Source organism: Kitasatospora sp. NPDC059722, from assembly GCF_042733235.1.
Classification (GTDB): domain Bacteria; phylum Actinomycetota; class Actinomycetes; order Streptomycetales; family Streptomycetaceae; genus Kitasatospora.
This window is the reverse complement of the sequence record NZ_JBHWGD010000104.1, coordinates 7895-23135: the sequence shown is the minus strand read 5'-3', so window position 1 is coordinate 23135 and position 15241 is coordinate 7895. Positions and strand designations below refer to the sequence as shown.

The window sequence follows — 15241 nt, the reverse complement described above, 5'->3', positions numbered from 1 at the left end:
GCCCGGCGGCCTCCGCGAAGCCGCTCAGCGCGCCGCGGGTGATCCGCATCGCGTCGCTGTTCAAGTCCTGTGACTGCTCGGTGAGTTCGTCCAGCAGTCGGGTGTCGATGCGCTCGTCGGCCATCATGTCCCGTCTCGGTCCGGCGACCCGGCCGGATGCCGGACCGCTTTCCCCTGCCCTTCGGTACGAGCGCGGCCGCGGCTCGGTTCAACGCCCCGTTTGGCCCGTCTTTTCCTCCGTGCGGGTGGGGGCGAAGGAGCGCGGTTGACGGTCATCGCCGCGTGCCGCCGAGCCACTCGGCGAGGACGGCGGCCTGGCTGTGGTCGACGTCCCTGGTCGCGGTCAGGAGCGTGAGACCGCCCCCGGCGGCGAGGTCGCGCAGGTGCCCGGCCGCCTCCCGGTGCTCCGTGTCGCGCAGCTCGGCGCGGTAGCGGCGGCGGAACTCGGCGAACCGGCTCGGCTCGTGCCCGTACCAACGGCGCAGGCCGGTCGACGGGGCGACGTCCCGCAGCCACTCGTCGAGGTGCGCGTCCTCCTTCGTCATCCCGCGCGGCCAGACCCGGTCGACGAGCACCCGCCGCCCGTCCTGGGGCGAGGACTCCTCGTAGATCCGCCGGTAGGCGACTCGTGCGGCCATGACGGGACCCTCCCGGTTCTGTCCGGACACCGGTCTCCACGAGAACCCGCGACCAAGCCCGTCCACAAGCGGGGCACACCCGCGCGGGCGTACGGCGCGCCCGTCAGCCCCTCACCGGACGTCCGCCGGTGCCGGGCGGACGGACAGGCCGGGGCGGCGGCGGTGGACGGTGAGGTAGACGAGGCCGTCCGGGCCCGCCGAGACGGCGCGGCGGGCGCCGTGCGGCAGCCAGGCCGTGCAGCCGGGCGCCAGGACCTGCCGACCGGCGGCCGTCTCCAGGTGGCCGCTGCCCTCCAGGACCTGGACGAGGACGTCGAGGTCCGGCTCCACGTGGGCGGCCACCTCGGCGTGCGGGAGCAGGCGGATGACGTTCGCGTCCAGCTGGCGGCCCTCCTCCGCGAGCCGCCACAGGGCGCCGCCGCGGTCGGCGGGGGCCCGGTCGAGCAGGCCGTCCAGGCAGGTGAGCACACCGGGCCGCGGGTCGGACGTCAAGGCTTCCTCCTGCGGACGGGCGGGCGCGGCCGGATGGGCGCCCGTGGATTCTACGGAAGCCCGCCGGTGGGGGCAGGTGGGCGTCGTCGCCCTAGGCCTGTGCCCCCTCGGCTTCGGTGACGACGAGGACGACGTGCCGCGCGTCGTCGCTGTGGACGGCGCTGGACCGGTAGCCGGGCGGGACGTACAGGGCCTCGCCGCTCAGGGTGGAGACCTCGGCGGCGGGGTCCCCCGACGAGCGGAGCGTCCAGCGGCTCGATCCGGCGGACTGGATCACCAGGAGGTGGCCGGAGGGCGGCCGGGGGCCGGCGGCGTGCTCGACCCGCCAGCCCAGCAGGGCCGTCAGGCCGTCGGCGACGTACCTGGCCAGCACGGTGTCCGGCGGTCCGCCCGTCCCCCGTGGAACGACGGGCTCGTTCTCGGGCCAGACCAGCCCGAAGGTGCGGGCGAAGTGGGCGTCCAGGAAGAGCGCCAGCTCCTGGAGGTAGGGATCCTGCCCCGGGCGCTCGCTCAGGCGTTCCCAGTCCACGTGTCGTCTCCTTCGGCGGTACCGCTCACCCCGCTGATGTCGGGATGTCAAGCATGGTGCATCGGCGTGTCGGACGGCATCACGGTTTTCGGGTATCCGGCCCTCGGGTATCCGGCTCCCGGGTATCCAGCAGGCCCGCCCGGCTGGCGGCGACGCCCGCCTGGAAGCGGCTGTCGGCGCCGAGCCGCTCCAGGATCTCGGCGATGTGCCGGCGCGCGGTGCGCAGCGACATGCCCAGCCGGCGCGCGATCGCCTCGTCCTTCATCCCGTCGGCGAGCAGGCGCAGGATCGTGCCGTGCATCTCCCGGGCGACGGCCTCCATCTCGCGTCCGGTCGACTCCTGGAACGGGGTGGCCTGGCCCCAGGTGAGTTCGAACATCTCGTACAGGTAGGCGACGGTCGACGGTTCGCGGATGACCGTGGCCCCGAGGCCCGGGCCGGTGGAGGGGAGGAAGGCGGTCTCGCGGTCCATGATGATGACCCGCCCGGCCAGTTCGTGCGTGGTGCGGTACTCGGCGCCCAGGGCGGAGGCGGCGGCGACGTAGGCCTGACTGGGGCCGTTGAAGCGGGCGGTGTGGTGGTAGAGGGTGCGAATGCGCACGCCGCGCTCCAGCATCGCCCGGTCGCGCACGAGGGCCTCGGACATCGCCTCGGGGAGCCGGGCGCCGCCGCCGGGCTGGCAGGAGACCACTTCGGTGGTGCACTGCTCGCCCAGCCGGTTGAGCAGGAAGCGCACCTCCGCGAGCGTGGGGATCACCTCGATGCCCGCGCCGGTCTCCCGGCTCTCCGGGAAGAGCGTGGAGAACTCGTCGTACCGGCTGCGCATTCGGGCGATGTCGTCCTGGCGCTGCCGGATCTCCGCCTCGACGGGCGCGGCGCGCCGGAAGAAGGCCGCGTCGGGGGACACCACCCGCAGCGCGTCCTGCCGGGCGCCGGCCGGCGCCAGCAGTCCCGTGTCGAGGAGTCTCTCGACCGCGGCCGTCACTCCGGACGGGGCCAGTCCCGTCGCCTGCGCGACGACCACCGGATCGTGGGCCCCGGCGAACCGGTTCTCCGCGAACCATGCGTAGACGGACAGGTCGGATTCCTGCCCCTGACCTGGTTCGGCCCGACGCCCTGTCACATCATGATCACTTTTGTCCATGTTTACACCCACACCCCTTTGTTGCCAGGCACGTTGATGAACGGCTCCAAGCATGTCGGCGATCTTCGATGCCCGCCAGAGTGAGGCCACCGCCCCTTCAGCGGATGGGGCGAATACCAACGAACCACGGGAGACACCCCATGAAGCGCATCGTCCTCACCACCGTGGCGCTCCTCGCCGCCGTCGCCGCCTGGCTCCCGCCGACGGCCTCGGCACGCGCCCACGACAGCCACACCACGACCGCCCAGCGCGGCGGCCCCACGCCGTCCGCCCCGTTCACCTGCCCGCCGCGCACCCGCTGCAACGACACCTCCTGGGGAGGCTGAACCCCTTGTTCACGACGCGGGAGAGGGAGATCCTCGACCACCTCGCGCACGGCCACACGTCGCGGGCGATCGGCCGCCTGCTGCACCTGAGCCACCACACCGTCGAGACCCACATCCGCAACATGCGGGCCAAGAGCGGAGCCAGCAGCCGCACGCAGCTGCTGGCCATCGCCCTCGGGCTCGATACCGCCGGGCCCGCCGGGCCCGGTACGGGCTGATCCGGTCCGCATCCGAAGCACCGACCGGCGGGAGGCCGGCGGGCCGGGAGGACCACTCCGGAGAAAGGGGATGTCACGGACCGATGGAGATACCGATCCTGATTTGTGCGGGCCAGCCGCTGATGCGCAGCGGACTCTCCTCGGCCCTCGTGGCCGAGCCGGACTTCCGGGTGGTCGGCGAGACCGCGGACGGGAGCACCGCCAGCGCGCTGGCCCGGGAGCTGAACCCCGCCGTCGTCGTGGCCGACTACGAACTCGCGGACATGACGGGCATCGAGCTCGTCCGCGACCTCCAGGGGCCGAGCCGGCCGGCCCCCCGCACGCTGCTCATGACACCGGCCGAGGACGACGCCGTCCTGGAGTCCGTCCTGGCCGGCGCGACCGGGATCGTCACCCGGAACACCCTGGCGGAGGACTTCCCCCAGGCGATCAGGGCCATGGCCGCCGGCCACTCCTTCCTCTCCCCCGACATCGCGGCCCTGCTCCTGAGCTGGGTGCGCGACAGACGGCCCGCGCTGTTCCCGGCGCTCGGGCTCAACCTCCTCACCTTCCGCGAACGCGAGATCCTGGCGCTCCTGGCGAACGGGATGTCCAACGCCGAGATCTCCAAGCGGCTCTGCATCGTGCAGTCGACGGTCAAGTTCCACGTCTCCCAGCTGCTCAGGAAACTCGGCCTCCGGGACCGCCTCCAGGCCGCCGTGTTCGCCCACCAGAACGGTGTCATCTGATGCTGCGACAGAACCGTGACCACGGCACCCGCTGGCTGCCCTGGACCAGGACGACGACAACGGGTTCGCCCCGCCTCTACTGCCTCCCCTTCGCCGGCGGGGCGGCACAGTTCTTCCGCCCGTGGACGGCGGCCGCCCGGCCGCTCTCCGTCGAGGTCGTCCCGGTCGAACTGCCGGGCCACGGCACCCGGTTGCTCGATCCCCCGCTGACCGACATGGCCGCCGTGGTGGACGCGCTGTGCGAGGAGGTCCTCCGGCGGGAGAGCGGGCCCTACGCGATCCTCGGGCACAGCATGGGCGCGAAGATCGCGTACGCCGTGGCCGAGGAGCTGGAGCGGCGGCCGGGGGCCACCCCGCCGGCCCGGCTCTTCGTCTCCGGGGCCCTGCCGGCCTCGGCCACCGAGCCGAGGCCGCTGCACGGACTGCCGGACGCCGAGCTCCTGGCGGAGCTGTCCGCGATGGGCGGCACGCCTCCCGGGATCCTCGCCAACGCCGAGCTGATGGAGCTCATGCTGCCGGTGATCCGGGCCGACCTGACCCTGTTCGAACGGTGGCGGGCGCCGGCCGGGAGCCGGGTCTCCTGCCCCATCACGGCGTTCGCCGGCCGGGACGACCGGGTCGTCCCGGTGGAGCCGACCGCGGGCTGGGCCGATCACACGTCGGCGTCGTTCGCCCTCCACGTCCATCCCGGCGGACACTTCTTCCTCCGGGAGGAGATGGACCGGATGCTCGGCCGGATGGCGGCCGAGCTCCACGGACGGCCCGCGCCGGAGGCGATGTGACGGACCGTCACCTCTCCTCGACGGCCACCTCGATCAGTCCGGTCGCCTCGGTCAGCGCGCGTCCGACCTCCTCCGGTGAGGAACCGACCGCGATGACGTGGCCCAGCCGGTCGTAGGCGCTCTGCGGCGGCCGGACCTCGCGCCCCGGCGTCCCGCTCACCACGACCCGCTCCACGCCCGGCACCCGCCCGGCCCGCGCGACCCCGTCCACGCCGAACATCTCCGCGCTGAACTCGGGCCCGTCCAGGTACTGTTCGACCAGCACCGCGCCCGCCGTCCGCTGGCCGCGGACGTTGTGGGTGACGGCGAGCAGCCCGGTGGCGTGCGCGACGGCCGTGGCGGCGTCCTCGCACCACAGCACGGACTGCGAGCCGGACTCCCCGACCGGCTTGACGACGCAGGGCAGCCCCACGGCGGCGACGGCGGCCACGGCGCCGTCCGGGTCGGTGACGACCGCGAACCCGGGCTGGTGCACCCCGGCCTCGTGCAGCGCGGCGCGGGTCAGGGCCTTGTCGCGGCAGCGGGCCATCGCCTCCGGCGGGTTGCCGGGCGTGCCCAGGGCGGCGGCGGCCCGGGCGGTGTGCTCCAGGTAGAACTCGCTGGTCGTCGTGACGCCCGCCACCCGGCGTCCGGCGCTCACCCGGGCGACGGCCTCGTCCAGCGCGGCCTCGTCGTCGGTGTCGCAGACCTCGACCCGGCAGCCGGTGGCGGGCAGGTCCGGGTAGCGCGCCGCGTCCTTGGTGAACAGCACCGGCTCCAGGGCCAGCCGGACGGCGGTCCGCAGCGCGATCATCCCGGTGCCGGTGGTGTTGGACTCGACGAAGAGCAGCAGCCGCCGGTCCCTGCGGGGGATCCGGGCGAACGACCAACTCGACACCGTGGCGCCGTACTCCACCTCCTCGGGGGCCTCGGCCACGGCACCCCCGGGGGCGCTGTCGGCGTAGACGCTGTCCACGTAGCGGTCGCCGCGGTCCGGCATGATCCCGACCAGCCGGGTGCCCGGCTCGGCGCGGGCCGCGAGGTGGGTGAGGACCCGGTAGACCGAGCCCGAGGTGTTCCCGCCGAAGATCTTCTGCTCCCGGGCGAGCCGGCGGGTGGCGTCGAAGGCCTCGTCGTCGGAGAGCCAGTGCACCTCGTCGAGGACGCGGTAGTCGATGTTGTCCGGGAAGAGGCTGTTGCCGAGCCCGCCCTGCCGGCGGGTCGGGCGGTCCGGCTGGCCGAAGAGCACGCTGCCCACGCAGTCCACGCCCACCACTGCGACGCCGGGCAGGCGTTCCAGCAGCGCCTTCGACGTTCCGCAGAGCGAGCCGCCGCTGCCCACCGCCCCCACCAGGACGTCCACCGTCCCCAGGTCGGCGAGCAGTTCGCCGGCCAGGCCGCGGTAGGCGGCGGGGTTCTGCGGGTTGCTGTACTGGCGCGGCCAGAACGCGCCGGGCAGGCCGGCCATCAGCTCGGCCAGGCGCTCCAGCCGGGCGCTCTGCCAGCCCTGGCCGGTCATCGTCTCCACGACGTGGACCTCGCAGCCCAGGGTGCGCAGCTTGGCCAGCGTGACGGGGTCGATGCGCGGGTCGGTGACGATGTGCACGGGATGGCCGAGGTAGGTGCCGACCAGGGCCACCCCGAGCGCCATCGTGCCCGAGGAGCTCTCCACGATCGGCCCGCCCTCGGCCAGCGCGCCGGTGCGCCGGGCTTCGAGGATCACCTGCCGGGCCACCCGGTCCTTCATCGCGAAGAGGTTCTGCATCTCCAGTTTGGCGAAGACCTCGACGCCGTCCGGGGCGTCCACCCGCAGCCGCACCGCCGGGGTGTGGCCGATGCCGTCGATGACCGATTCCTGCCGCATGTCGGTACGTCCTTAGGGTTCGTGGGAAGGGCGGGTGAGGGTGCGGAACAGCAGGACGTCGTCGCCCAGGGCTTCGCAGGCCGCGTGCGCCTCGGCCACCTTGGCGGCGCGGTCCGGGTCCGCGTCGTCGAACAGCAGGCCGAGCATGGTGCCGCTGTGGGCGCACACCACGCCGAGCGCACCGGTCCGCCGGGCGACGGCCAGCATCGCGTCGAGGTGCCGCTTGGGCGCGAAGCGCTGGTTGAGGACGGCGCTGCGGGTGGTCACCCGGCCCACGGCGGCGAGGTCCCCGGCGCGCACGGCCGCGGTCAGGGCGTCCAGCAGTCCGGTGAACTCGGCGGTGTCGGCCGGCGAGTAGCGCTTGGGCCGCTTGTTGAAGGCGACGGTGTCCAGCCGGCCGCCCTCGTCGACCGCCACCACGGTGGCCGGCGGCAGCCCGCCGAGGGCCTCGCGCAGGCGCACAGCGCGGTGCTCGAACACGACGACGCCCGGGTGCATCACCCCGTCGGTCGGCTCGATCGGGCGCAGCCAGCGCTCCACCTCGGCCGGGCCGGTGTCCAGGCCCAGCGCGCCGCCGACGGCGCGCGCGGTGGCGACCAGGTCGGCGGAGGAGCTGGCGAGGCCCTTGCCGATGAGCAGGTCGCTGTCCAGGATCAGGGTCCCGCCGCCTCCGGGCTGGTGGGCCGTCAGCATGGCCTCGGCCAGCCGCAGGGACTTCGTCTTGTGCGCGGGGAAGACGCGTAGCGGGCCGGCCGGGTCGAAGCGGAACCAGGCCCGGGAGCGGAGCGTGATCGGCAGGGTGACGAGGAAGTCCGTGCCATCGGGCAGCCGCCCCTGCAGGAGCTCGCCGAAGGTGCCAGAGGCGTCGGCCCGGCCGCTGCGCAGGTCCGCGCCCGGGCGGCGGGTGATGAGGCCGGAGCCCGTCACGAGGTGCCCGCCGGGTTGCTCGCCGGGGTGCGCTCGGCGGTCTCCTCGACAGCCAGCAGGGCGTCCACGCGCGCCGCGGCGACGCTCGCCGCCTCCTCACGCAGCCGCCACTGGCCGGCGACCTCGCGGTAGCCGCGTTCCTGCGCGGCGAGCATGGCGCGGACGGCATCGGGGTGCGTCGACCCGGCGGAGTGCTTGACCCGGACGGCCCGGTCGGAGTCGAAGGCGCCGGACAGCAGTGCGGCGGGTTCGGGCACCCGGTGGCCGTGCTCCCCGGCGATCGCCGCGAGCAGCGGGCCGTCGGGGTCGGCCGCGGTCAGGCCCTTCGCGACGGCGGCCCTGACGTAGGCTCCGGCGATCACCTGTGCCGTCCGCCAGGGGACGCCGGCCTCCAGGGTCAACAGGTTCGCGAGGGTGAAACCGCCGAGGAAGTCCGCCTCGCAGGCCTCGCGCATGCGGTCCGTCCGGAACACCGCGCCGGCGAGGGCGGTGCGGGCCAGCCGCAGGGCCGAGCGCAGCGCGGCGACCTGGGCCTGGAGGTGGCGCCCGGCCTCCTTGGAGACCTCGACGCTGTTGGCGTACGGGGTGCCGCACTGGGCGAAGGCGAGCTGGGTCGCGCAGCCGACCACGTGCGAGCAGCGGCCGCGGATCCGTTCCAGGACCGGGAAGTTGCGCTTCTGCGGCATCGCGGCCGAGATCCCGGCCAGCGCGTCGGGGAAGTCCACGAAACCGAAGCCGGCGCCGCTCCACGTCATCAGGTCGGTGGTGAAGCGGCTGAGGAGCACGGCGGGGTCCGCCAGCGCGGAGGCGACCGCGAGGGCCCAGGACCGGGAGGCCACCGAGACCAGGGCGTGCGGCTGCGGCTGCCGGAAGCCCAGCAGGCCGGCCATCCGCTCGCGGTCCCAGGGCAGTTCCTGGCCGGCCATGCTGCCCGCGCCGAGCGGCGAGCGGTCGATCTCGTCGTAGGCGCTCAGCAGGCGCCGGGCCGCGCCGAGGATCTCCTCGGAGAGCGCCGAGAGGTAGAAGGCGGGCGTGATGGTCTGCGCGGCCTGCGCGTGGGTGTAGCCGGGCATGGGGCTGTCCGGCAGTTCGGCGGCGCGCGCCGCCGCCGTGCGTCCCAGGGCGATGAGGTCCCCGGCGACGGCCCGGACGTTCTCCCGGCAGGACAGCAACTGGCCGCAGGCCTGGAAGTCGTTGCGGCTGCGGTCCACGTGCCAGGCCGCAAAGGGGGCGGTGGCGCCGCGGGCCACGTGGCGTTCCATCGCGAAGAAGATGTCCGACATGTTGTCCCGCGGGTCCGCCCGGATCAGCTCGGGGGTCAGCTCGTCGAGCCGTCCGGCGATCGCGGCCGCCCCCTGCGGGTCGACCAGGCCCATCCTGCGGTACTCCAGCAGCAGCACCTTCTCGATGGAGACGTAGTGCGGCAGCAGGGCCTCGGCCTCGTAGGCGAACTGCGGGGCCAGCACCTCCTCGTCCCAGACCTCGCTGGGCACGCCGTCGATCCGGCCGGTCACTGCCATGTCTCTCCCTCGGGGTCGTTCTGCTCGTGCCGGTGGGGCGTGGTGCGCCGGTCCAGCTCGGCGGCCAGCCCCGCGACGGTCGGGTTCGCGAAGAAGGCGTCGACGGTGGTCTCGACGCCGTGGTCGGACGACAGCCGGGCGAGCAGGCGCAGTGCCTGCAGCGAGTGGCCGCCGGCCGCGAAGAAGTCGTCGTCGACGCCCACCCGGTCGACGCCGAGGACCTCCGCCCAGACGCGGGCCACCAGGGCCTCGGCGGCGGTGCGCGGCGGTACGCGGCCGGGCGGTGGGGCCGGTGCCGCTCCCGGCTCCGGGCCCGGGCCGGCCGGGAGCCGGGACAGCGGGGTCGCCGGGTCGGCCAGGGCCGCCGTGAGCACCGCCGCGTAGTCGGCGAGCAGCCCTGCGGCGGTCTCCCGTCCGAACAGCGCGGTGTTGTACTCCAGGCGGACCGCCATGCCCGAGACCTCCAGCAGCAGGTCGTCCTCGGCCGCCGTGGACGGGGGCCCGAAGCCCTCGGCCGCCGTGACGTTGAACGCCAGCTGGTAGAGCGGGGGCAGGCCGGGCCCGCGCTGCGGCGCGAGCTGCTCGACCACGGTCTGGAACGGCATCTCCTGGTGGTCGCGGGCCGCCCGCCACACCGTCCGGACGCGGTCCACGAGCGCGGCGTACGGGGGGTCGCCCGAGGCGTCGATCCGGAGCGCCACCGTGTTCACGAACGTGCCGACGAGGGGCAGCAGTTCGGGCCGGTCCCGGCCGGAGAGCGGCACCCCGAGGACGAGGTCGTCCCGGCCGGAGCGCCGGTGGACGAGCGCGGCGTACCCGGCGAGCAGGAGCTCGAACGGCGTGGCCCCGGACCGGCCGACCGCCGCGAGCGCCCGCGCGGTGGAGGCCGGGAGCGCGGCCCGGAGCTCCGCGCCGGCGAAGGACCGCCGGGCCGGGCGCGGCAGGTCCAGCGGAAGGCCGTGCGCGGGCGGCAGGCCGGCGAGCTGCTCCCGCCAGTAGCCGGCCAGCAGGGCGAGCCCGTCGCCGCCGAGCCGGTCGCGCTGCTGCCGCGCGTAATCGCCGTAGGAGACGGGGAGTTGGGGAACGTGTGGCGCACGGTCCTGCTCGAAGGCCGCGCAGAATTCGGCGATCTCGGCGTGGAGGTTGAAGAGTGACGGTGCGTCGCAGACGGCATGGTGGGCGACGAACAGCAGCCGCCAGCGGCCCGCGCCGAGCCGGACCAGCCCCGCGCGCCACAGCGGCGCGCGGGAGAGGTCGAAGGCGGTGTGCTTCAGCCGGTCGGCGAGAGCCTCGCGGTCCTCGCATTGCCGCTCCTCGGGGCGGCCGGACAGGTCGACGACCTCGACGTCGGGGTCGACGCGGTCGTGGACGACCGCGGTCAGCACGCCGTCCACGACCCGGAACCCGGTGCGCAGCGGCTCGTGCCGCGCCACCACGGCGGCCAGCGCCGCCCGGATCTGCCGCTCGGAGACGTCCCCGTGCAGCGGCCACTGGTCCGCGACGTGGTACAGGGCGGTGCCGGCCGCGAACCGGCTGGCCAGCCAGGCGCGTTCCTGCGCGAAGGACGCGGCGGTCATCCGGCCGCACCGCCGGGCAGGACGTGCCCGGGCAGCCGCACCGGGTCGCCGAGGACCACGGCGACCTCGCGGGGGCCCTCGTACGGCTCGCGGCTGTGGGCCATCCGGATGTTGTCGACGACCAGGACGTCGCCGTCCCGCCAGGTCTCGCCGAAGGCGGCCGCGTCGTAGACCGCGTTGACGGCCGCGACGGTGCCGGCCCCGACCGGGGCGCCGTCGCCGTGGGCCGTGGTGAAGGGCAGGCCGGTCGGCCCGTACTGGTGGAGGAGGTACTCGCGGACCGCCGGGTCCATGGTCAGCTCGTTGAGGAAGGCGATCTGGTTGAACCAGCCGGGCACACCGGTGTGGGGGTGGGCGACCACGGCGGCCCGGCGCTGGACGGTGCGCAGCGCGCCGTCGCCGGACCACGCGTGCGCGATGCCCTCGGCCGCGCAGTAGGCGTCGACCGCGGCCCGGTCGTCGGTGCCGAAGGCGTCGGTCCACGGCACGCCGACGTCCTGGTAGGCCCGCAGCAGCCGCCAGCCGTCCCGGCGGAACGGCTCGACCAGCTCCGGGGGCAGGGCGCGCAGCACCTGCTGGGAGTCGGCGAGCATCGTGCGGCCGCCGCGCCGCGGGGCGGTCAGGCACCCGAACACCAGCAGGCCCGGGACCTCGGCGGCGTAGCTCTGCTCGTGGTGCATGCACATCGGGGTGTCGGCGGGCCAGTGCGAGGCGGAGTGGACGCCCTCGCCGAGGCGGTCGCGGGGCGCGAAGCCCTCCCGTTCGGCCATCGGCTCGATCCCGAGCGCGGCGGTGACGGCCGCGAGCCCGGCGGCCGAGGCGACGCCCAGGCCGCGCAGGAGGACGGCCCCGGAGTCCTCGACCTCGGCGAGGACCTCGGCGCGGTGTTCGGCGGCCCACTCCGGGCCGGGGGCGGCGGTGAGCACGCGCAGGACCGGCACGGCGTCGGCGGCGGGGGTCATCGGCGCGCCTCCGCGGTGCGGCCGGCCGCCTTGCGGTCGAGGAGCGCGGCCACCTCGGCGACGGTCGGGGTGGCCTTCAGCTCGCCCACCGTCACCGCGCGGTCCAGGGCGATCGCCAGCCGGATCGCGGCCAGCGAGGTGCCGCCGAGCTCGACGAACCGGGAGCCGCGGCCGACCCGGTCGAGCGGCACGTTGAGCAGTTCGGCCCAGAGCCCGGCGACCCGGCGCTCGGTGTCGGTCTCCGGGCGTGCCGCGTCGCCCTCGGCCGCCGCCGGGCCGTTGGTCCGGGCGTTCGTCCGGGCGGTGGCGGTGAGCGCCTTCCGGTCGATCTTGCCGTTCGCCGACAGCGGCAGCCGGTCGAGGCGGTGCAGCCGGCCCGGCACCATGTAGTGGGGCAGGACGGCGGCCAGGGCCCGCTCCACGGCCCCGGGCTCCGGCGCGCCGGCGCCGCTGTAGAAGCCCACCAGCTGCGGGTCCTCCGCCGTCCCCGCGATCACCACGGCACCGTCCCGGACGCCGGGGACCTGGAGCAGCCGGTTCTCGATCTCGCCGATCTCGATCCGGAAGCCGCTCACCTTCACCTGCGAGTCCCGGCGGCCGAGGTACTCGAACTCGCCGGAGGGCAGCCGGCGGCCGAAGTCGCCCGAGCGGTAGAGCCGTTCGCCCGGCCGGTACGGGTCCGCGCGGTACGCGGCGTCGGTGCGGGCGGCGTCGTTGACGTAGCCGCGGCCGACGCACACCCCGGCGAAGACGATCTCCCCCGGCGCCCCGCCGGGGACCATGCGCAGCCGCTCGTCCACCACGTACACCCGGACGTTGCGGGTCGGCGGGCCGAGCGGGACGGAGCGGCCGGCCGGCGGGCCGTGCAGCACGCCGTGGTTGGTGTCGTCCGAAACCTCGGTGGTGCCGTAGCAGTTGACCAGCGGAATGCCGGGGAAGGCGGCGAACCAGCGGTGCACCAGCTCGGTCTTGAGCGCCTCGCCGGTCACCGCGAGGCAGCGCAGCGACGGCAGGCCCGGGCTGTCGCCCCGGAGCGTCTCCAGCACCAGGTCCAGGTAGGAGGGCACCAGCTGGGCCACCTGGACGCCGGCCCCGGTGACGGTCTCCACGAACCGGCGGACGTCGGTGACGGTCTCCTGCCCGACGATCTCCGTCCGGCCGCCGACCAGCAGCGCGCAGACCAGCTGCCACAGCGAGATGTCGAAGCACTGCGGCGCGGTCTGGGCGATGACGTCCCCCTCCCGGACGCCCAGGTCCTCGATCTTGGCGTAGAGGTGGTTGAGGAAGCCCGCGTGCTCGCACATCGCGCCCTTGGGCTCGCCGGTCGAGCCCGAGGTGAAGTAGATGTACGCCAACTGGTCGGCTGCGACCGCGAGTCCGAGGTCGTCCTCGCGGCCGGGCGCGGCCAGCACCTCGGTCAGCACCGAGACGGTCACCGTCTCCCGGCCGCGCACGGCCTCGTCGAGCTGCGCCAGCCCGGGGTCCGCGAGCACCCGGCGGCAGCCGCTGCGCTCCAGCACGACGGCGATCCGCTCGGCCGGGAACGCCGGGTCCAGGGGCAGGTAGCAGCCGCCCGCCTTGAAGACCGCGAGGACGGCGGCCAGCCACTCCAGCGAGCGCTCGGCCACCACGGCCACCACGTCCTCGTCGGCCAGCCCCTGCTCCCGCAGCGACCACGCGATCCGGTTGGCGCGGCCGTTCAGCTCCGCGTACGTCCAGCTCCGGCCGTCCTGCGCCGCGGCGACCGCGTCGGGGTGCCGGCGCACGCGCTCCTCGAACAGCTCGTGGAACCGGCGGTCCGGCAGCGCCCGGACCGGGCCGGCGGAGGCCGAGAGCACGGCGGCCAACTCCTCGCCGGCGACCAGGCCGTGTGCGTCGTGCGCCTCGTCCGGGGAGCCGGTCATCCGCTCCAGGACCGCACGGACGTAGCCCTCGGTGCGGTCGGGGCCCACGTGTCCCTGCTCCGCCGCCTCCTGGAGGACCCTCTCCGCATCGGCCCGCCCCTCCGGGGCGGCCACCCGGGCGATCAGCTCCCGCCAGCTCCGGCCGCCGTCGCCGAGCGCGTCGGAGCCGGTCAGCACCGCCGCGACCTTGAACGACGCGGCCAGCCGCACGGTGTCCGGATCGACCCCGGCCTCGGCCGCCAGGGCCGCGACCGCCGCTTCGGCGTTCCTCATGATTCGTCACCCTTCAGCTCGTTCAGCTCGTTCAGCGCGTTCCGACGTGCCGGCAGGGGCCAGGGCAGCCGCGCACGATCACGTTTGTTGGTGGCGGTGCGCGGCAGATCGGCCAGCACCGCGATGAGGTCGGGCACGGCGGGCGCCGGCAGCCGCCGGGCCACGAGCCGGCGCAGCTCCTCCGGGGAGACCCCGGCGTCGGCCACCACGTAGCCCACCAGGCAGGGGTCGCCGGTCGCGGTGGTGCGCACGGCCGCGGCGGCCTCCCGCACCCCGGCCTGCCGCTCCAGGACCGCCTCGACCTCGTCCAGTTCGACCCGGTTCCCGCGGATCTTCACCTGGTTGCCGGTCCGGCCGGTGAACGCCAGCGTGCCGTCCGCCCGCCAGTACCCGCGGTCGCCGGTGCGGTAGAGCGTCCGGCCGGGCCGCCACGGGTCGGGCGGGTACGCCGCGGCCGTCTCGGCGGGACGGCGGTGGTAGGAGCCGGCCAGGAACGGGCTGCGCAGGTGGATCTCGCCGGGCACCCCGGCCGGGCACGGCCGGCCGAGGGCGTCGAGGCCGAGCGCCTCCCGGCCCGGGATCGCCCCGCCGATCGGCACGGTGGCCGGGAACGCCGCGCCCGGGGGCAGTTCGTGGTGGGTGGCGAGGATGCACTCGGTGGGCCCGTACAGGTTGTGCAGCGCCGGGCGCACCGGCCGGTGCGCCCAGGCCTCGGCCAGGTCCACCGGGAACACCTCGCCGGCGACCAGGACGTGCCGCAGGTCCGGCAGTTCGCCGCCCTGCGCGTCCAGCGCCTCGGTGAGCAGCCGGAGGAACGACGGCACGGTCTGGATCTGGCCGATCCGCTCCCGCCGCAGCCAGCGCACCACCGCGACCGGGTCGCGCCGGGCCCCGCCGGGCGGCAGGCACAGCGCGGCACCGGCGGTGAGCGCGGCGAACACCTCGGTGTACGCGGCGTCGTAGGTGAGCGGAGCCCACTGGGCGACCCGGCTCCCCGGCCCGATCCCGAACCGCTCCCGCTGCCACTCGGCGAACTGCGCGAACGCGGCCCGCGACAGCGCGATCCCCTTGGGCGTCCCGGTGCTCCCCGAGGTGTGCACGATGCACAGCGGGTGGTCGGCGGCCGGCGGGGCCTCGAAGCCGTCGTGGTCTCCCGGCGGGTCCTGGGGCGGAACGGGCTCCAGTGGGAGCACCGGCAGGCCCGCGAACCGGCCGTCCGGGCCGAGCAGTTCGGGGTGCGCCGCGGCGGCGGCCCCGTCGGCCAGCACGCAGACGGCGCCCGTTCCCGCCAGGATGTCGCGCAGGCGGGCGTCCGGGTCGGCGGGGTTCAGGCAGGTGAACGTCGCGCCGCTGCCGCTAGCGCCCGCGACCGCCCCCG

At 75.1% G+C, this 15241-nt stretch carries 15 protein-coding genes; 4 read left to right on the top strand and 11 right to left on the bottom strand.

Annotated features, from left to right (window positions below; genetic code table 11):
• Positions 1-272 precede the first annotated feature (272 nt).
• From ACFV4F_RS37095 to ACFV4F_RS37080, 4 genes are all read right to left on the bottom strand, one after another.
• The gene (locus ACFV4F_RS37095; RefSeq protein ID WP_380435260.1) at positions 273-638 is read right to left on the bottom strand and encodes a DUF488 domain-containing protein; all 366 of its coding nucleotides are present in this window, start codon (positions 636-638) and stop codon (positions 273-275) included.
• A gap of 111 nt (positions 639-749) precedes the next feature.
• Positions 750-1130 (bottom strand): cupin domain-containing protein, encoded by a 381-nt coding sequence (locus tag ACFV4F_RS37090; RefSeq protein WP_380509443.1) that lies wholly within the window; start codon positions 1128-1130, stop codon positions 750-752.
• A gap of 91 nt (positions 1131-1221) precedes the next feature.
• A complete protein-coding gene (locus ACFV4F_RS37085) occupies positions 1222-1659 on the bottom strand; it encodes a hypothetical protein (protein ID WP_380509440.1) in 438 nt (145 codons plus the stop codon).
• Between the two features lie 79 nt (positions 1660-1738).
• Entirely contained in the window at positions 1739-2782 is a 1044-nt protein-coding gene (locus ACFV4F_RS37080) for a LuxR C-terminal-related transcriptional regulator (protein WP_380435263.1), read from the bottom strand.
• A gap of 161 nt (positions 2783-2943) precedes the next feature.
• Between ACFV4F_RS37080 and ACFV4F_RS37075 the strand changes: the two genes are divergently transcribed.
• The 4 genes from ACFV4F_RS37075 (at position 2944) to ACFV4F_RS37060 (ending at position 4857) form a co-directional block, all read left to right on the top strand.
• Complete coding sequence (locus ACFV4F_RS37075) at positions 2944-3129, top strand: hypothetical protein (RefSeq protein WP_380435264.1); 186 nt, start codon at positions 2944-2946, stop codon at positions 3127-3129.
• Between the two features lie 5 nt (positions 3130-3134).
• On the top strand, positions 3135-3347 hold the full coding sequence (locus tag ACFV4F_RS37070; RefSeq protein WP_380435265.1) for a response regulator transcription factor: 213 nt from the start codon (positions 3135-3137) through the stop codon (positions 3345-3347).
• 83 nt (positions 3348-3430) lie between these two features.
• The gene (locus ACFV4F_RS37065; RefSeq protein WP_380491017.1) at positions 3431-4075 is read left to right on the top strand and encodes a LuxR C-terminal-related transcriptional regulator; all 645 of its coding nucleotides are present in this window, start codon (positions 3431-3433) and stop codon (positions 4073-4075) included.
• Positions 4075-4857, top strand: a complete 783-nt coding sequence (locus ACFV4F_RS37060; protein ID WP_380509437.1) for a thioesterase II family protein — start codon at positions 4075-4077, stop codon at positions 4855-4857. Before ACFV4F_RS37065 ends, ACFV4F_RS37060 begins: the two co-directional genes overlap by 1 nt.
• Positions 4858-4864: 7 nt before the next feature.
• Here the strand turns inward: ACFV4F_RS37060 and ACFV4F_RS37055 are convergent, their stop codons facing one another.
• The 7 genes from ACFV4F_RS37055 to ACFV4F_RS37025 all read right to left on the bottom strand — a co-directional run.
• Positions 4865-6700: a pyridoxal-phosphate dependent enzyme gene (locus ACFV4F_RS37055; protein ID WP_380509434.1), complete on the bottom strand. Its 1836-nt coding sequence runs from the start codon at positions 6698-6700 to the stop codon at positions 4865-4867.
• Between the two features lie 12 nt (positions 6701-6712).
• Complete coding sequence (locus ACFV4F_RS37050; protein ID WP_380509431.1) at positions 6713-7627, bottom strand: kinase; 915 nt, start codon at positions 7625-7627, stop codon at positions 6713-6715.
• A complete protein-coding gene (locus ACFV4F_RS37045; protein WP_380509428.1) occupies positions 7624-9147 on the bottom strand; it encodes an argininosuccinate lyase in 1524 nt (507 codons plus the stop codon). The genes ACFV4F_RS37050 and ACFV4F_RS37045 overlap by 4 nt, the downstream gene beginning before the upstream one ends.
• Positions 9138-10724, bottom strand: coding sequence for a condensation domain-containing protein (locus ACFV4F_RS37040; protein WP_380509425.1), 1587 nt, complete (start codon positions 10722-10724; stop codon positions 9138-9140). Before ACFV4F_RS37040 ends, ACFV4F_RS37045 begins: the two co-directional genes overlap by 10 nt.
• Positions 10721-11686, bottom strand: a complete 966-nt coding sequence (locus ACFV4F_RS37035) for a TauD/TfdA family dioxygenase (RefSeq protein WP_380509423.1) — start codon at positions 11684-11686, stop codon at positions 10721-10723. The genes ACFV4F_RS37040 and ACFV4F_RS37035 overlap by 4 nt, the downstream gene beginning before the upstream one ends.
• Entirely contained in the window at positions 11683-13863 is a 2181-nt protein-coding gene (locus tag ACFV4F_RS37030; protein WP_380509420.1) for an amino acid adenylation domain-containing protein, read from the bottom strand. The genes ACFV4F_RS37035 and ACFV4F_RS37030 overlap by 4 nt, the downstream gene beginning before the upstream one ends.
• Positions 13860-15241: amino acid adenylation domain-containing protein (locus ACFV4F_RS37025; protein WP_380509417.1), on the bottom strand; the 1382-nt coding region annotated here is incomplete at its 5' end. The genes ACFV4F_RS37025 and ACFV4F_RS37030, both read right to left, overlap by 4 nt.

What these genes read in the sequence shown, in the direction of transcription:
- ACFV4F_RS37035 (WP_380509423.1), bottom strand. Translation starts at nt 11,686, where the DNA reads ATGACCCCCGCCGCCGACGCCGTGCCGGTCCTGCGCGTGCTCACCGCC.
- ACFV4F_RS37060 (WP_380509437.1), top strand. Translation starts at nt 4,075, where the DNA reads ATGCTGCGACAGAACCGTGACCACGGCACCCGCTGGCTGCCCTGGACC.
- ACFV4F_RS37075 (WP_380435264.1), top strand. Translation starts at nt 2,944, where the DNA reads ATGAAGCGCATCGTCCTCACCACCGTGGCGCTCCTCGCCGCCGTCGCC.
- ACFV4F_RS37030 (WP_380509420.1), bottom strand. Translation starts at nt 13,863, where the DNA reads ATGAGGAACGCCGAAGCGGCGGTCGCGGCCCTGGCGGCCGAGGCCGGG.
- ACFV4F_RS37065 (WP_380491017.1), top strand. Translation starts at nt 3,431, where the DNA reads ATGGAGATACCGATCCTGATTTGTGCGGGCCAGCCGCTGATGCGCAGC.
- ACFV4F_RS37055 (WP_380509434.1), bottom strand. Translation starts at nt 6,700, where the DNA reads ATGCGGCAGGAATCGGTCATCGACGGCATCGGCCACACCCCGGCGGTG.
- ACFV4F_RS37095 (WP_380435260.1), bottom strand. Translation starts at nt 638, where the DNA reads ATGGCCGCACGAGTCGCCTACCGGCGGATCTACGAGGAGTCCTCGCCC.
- ACFV4F_RS37045 (WP_380509428.1), bottom strand. Translation starts at nt 9,147, where the DNA reads ATGGCAGTGACCGGCCGGATCGACGGCGTGCCCAGCGAGGTCTGGGAC.
- ACFV4F_RS37040 (WP_380509425.1), bottom strand. Translation starts at nt 10,724, where the DNA reads ATGACCGCCGCGTCCTTCGCGCAGGAACGCGCCTGGCTGGCCAGCCGG.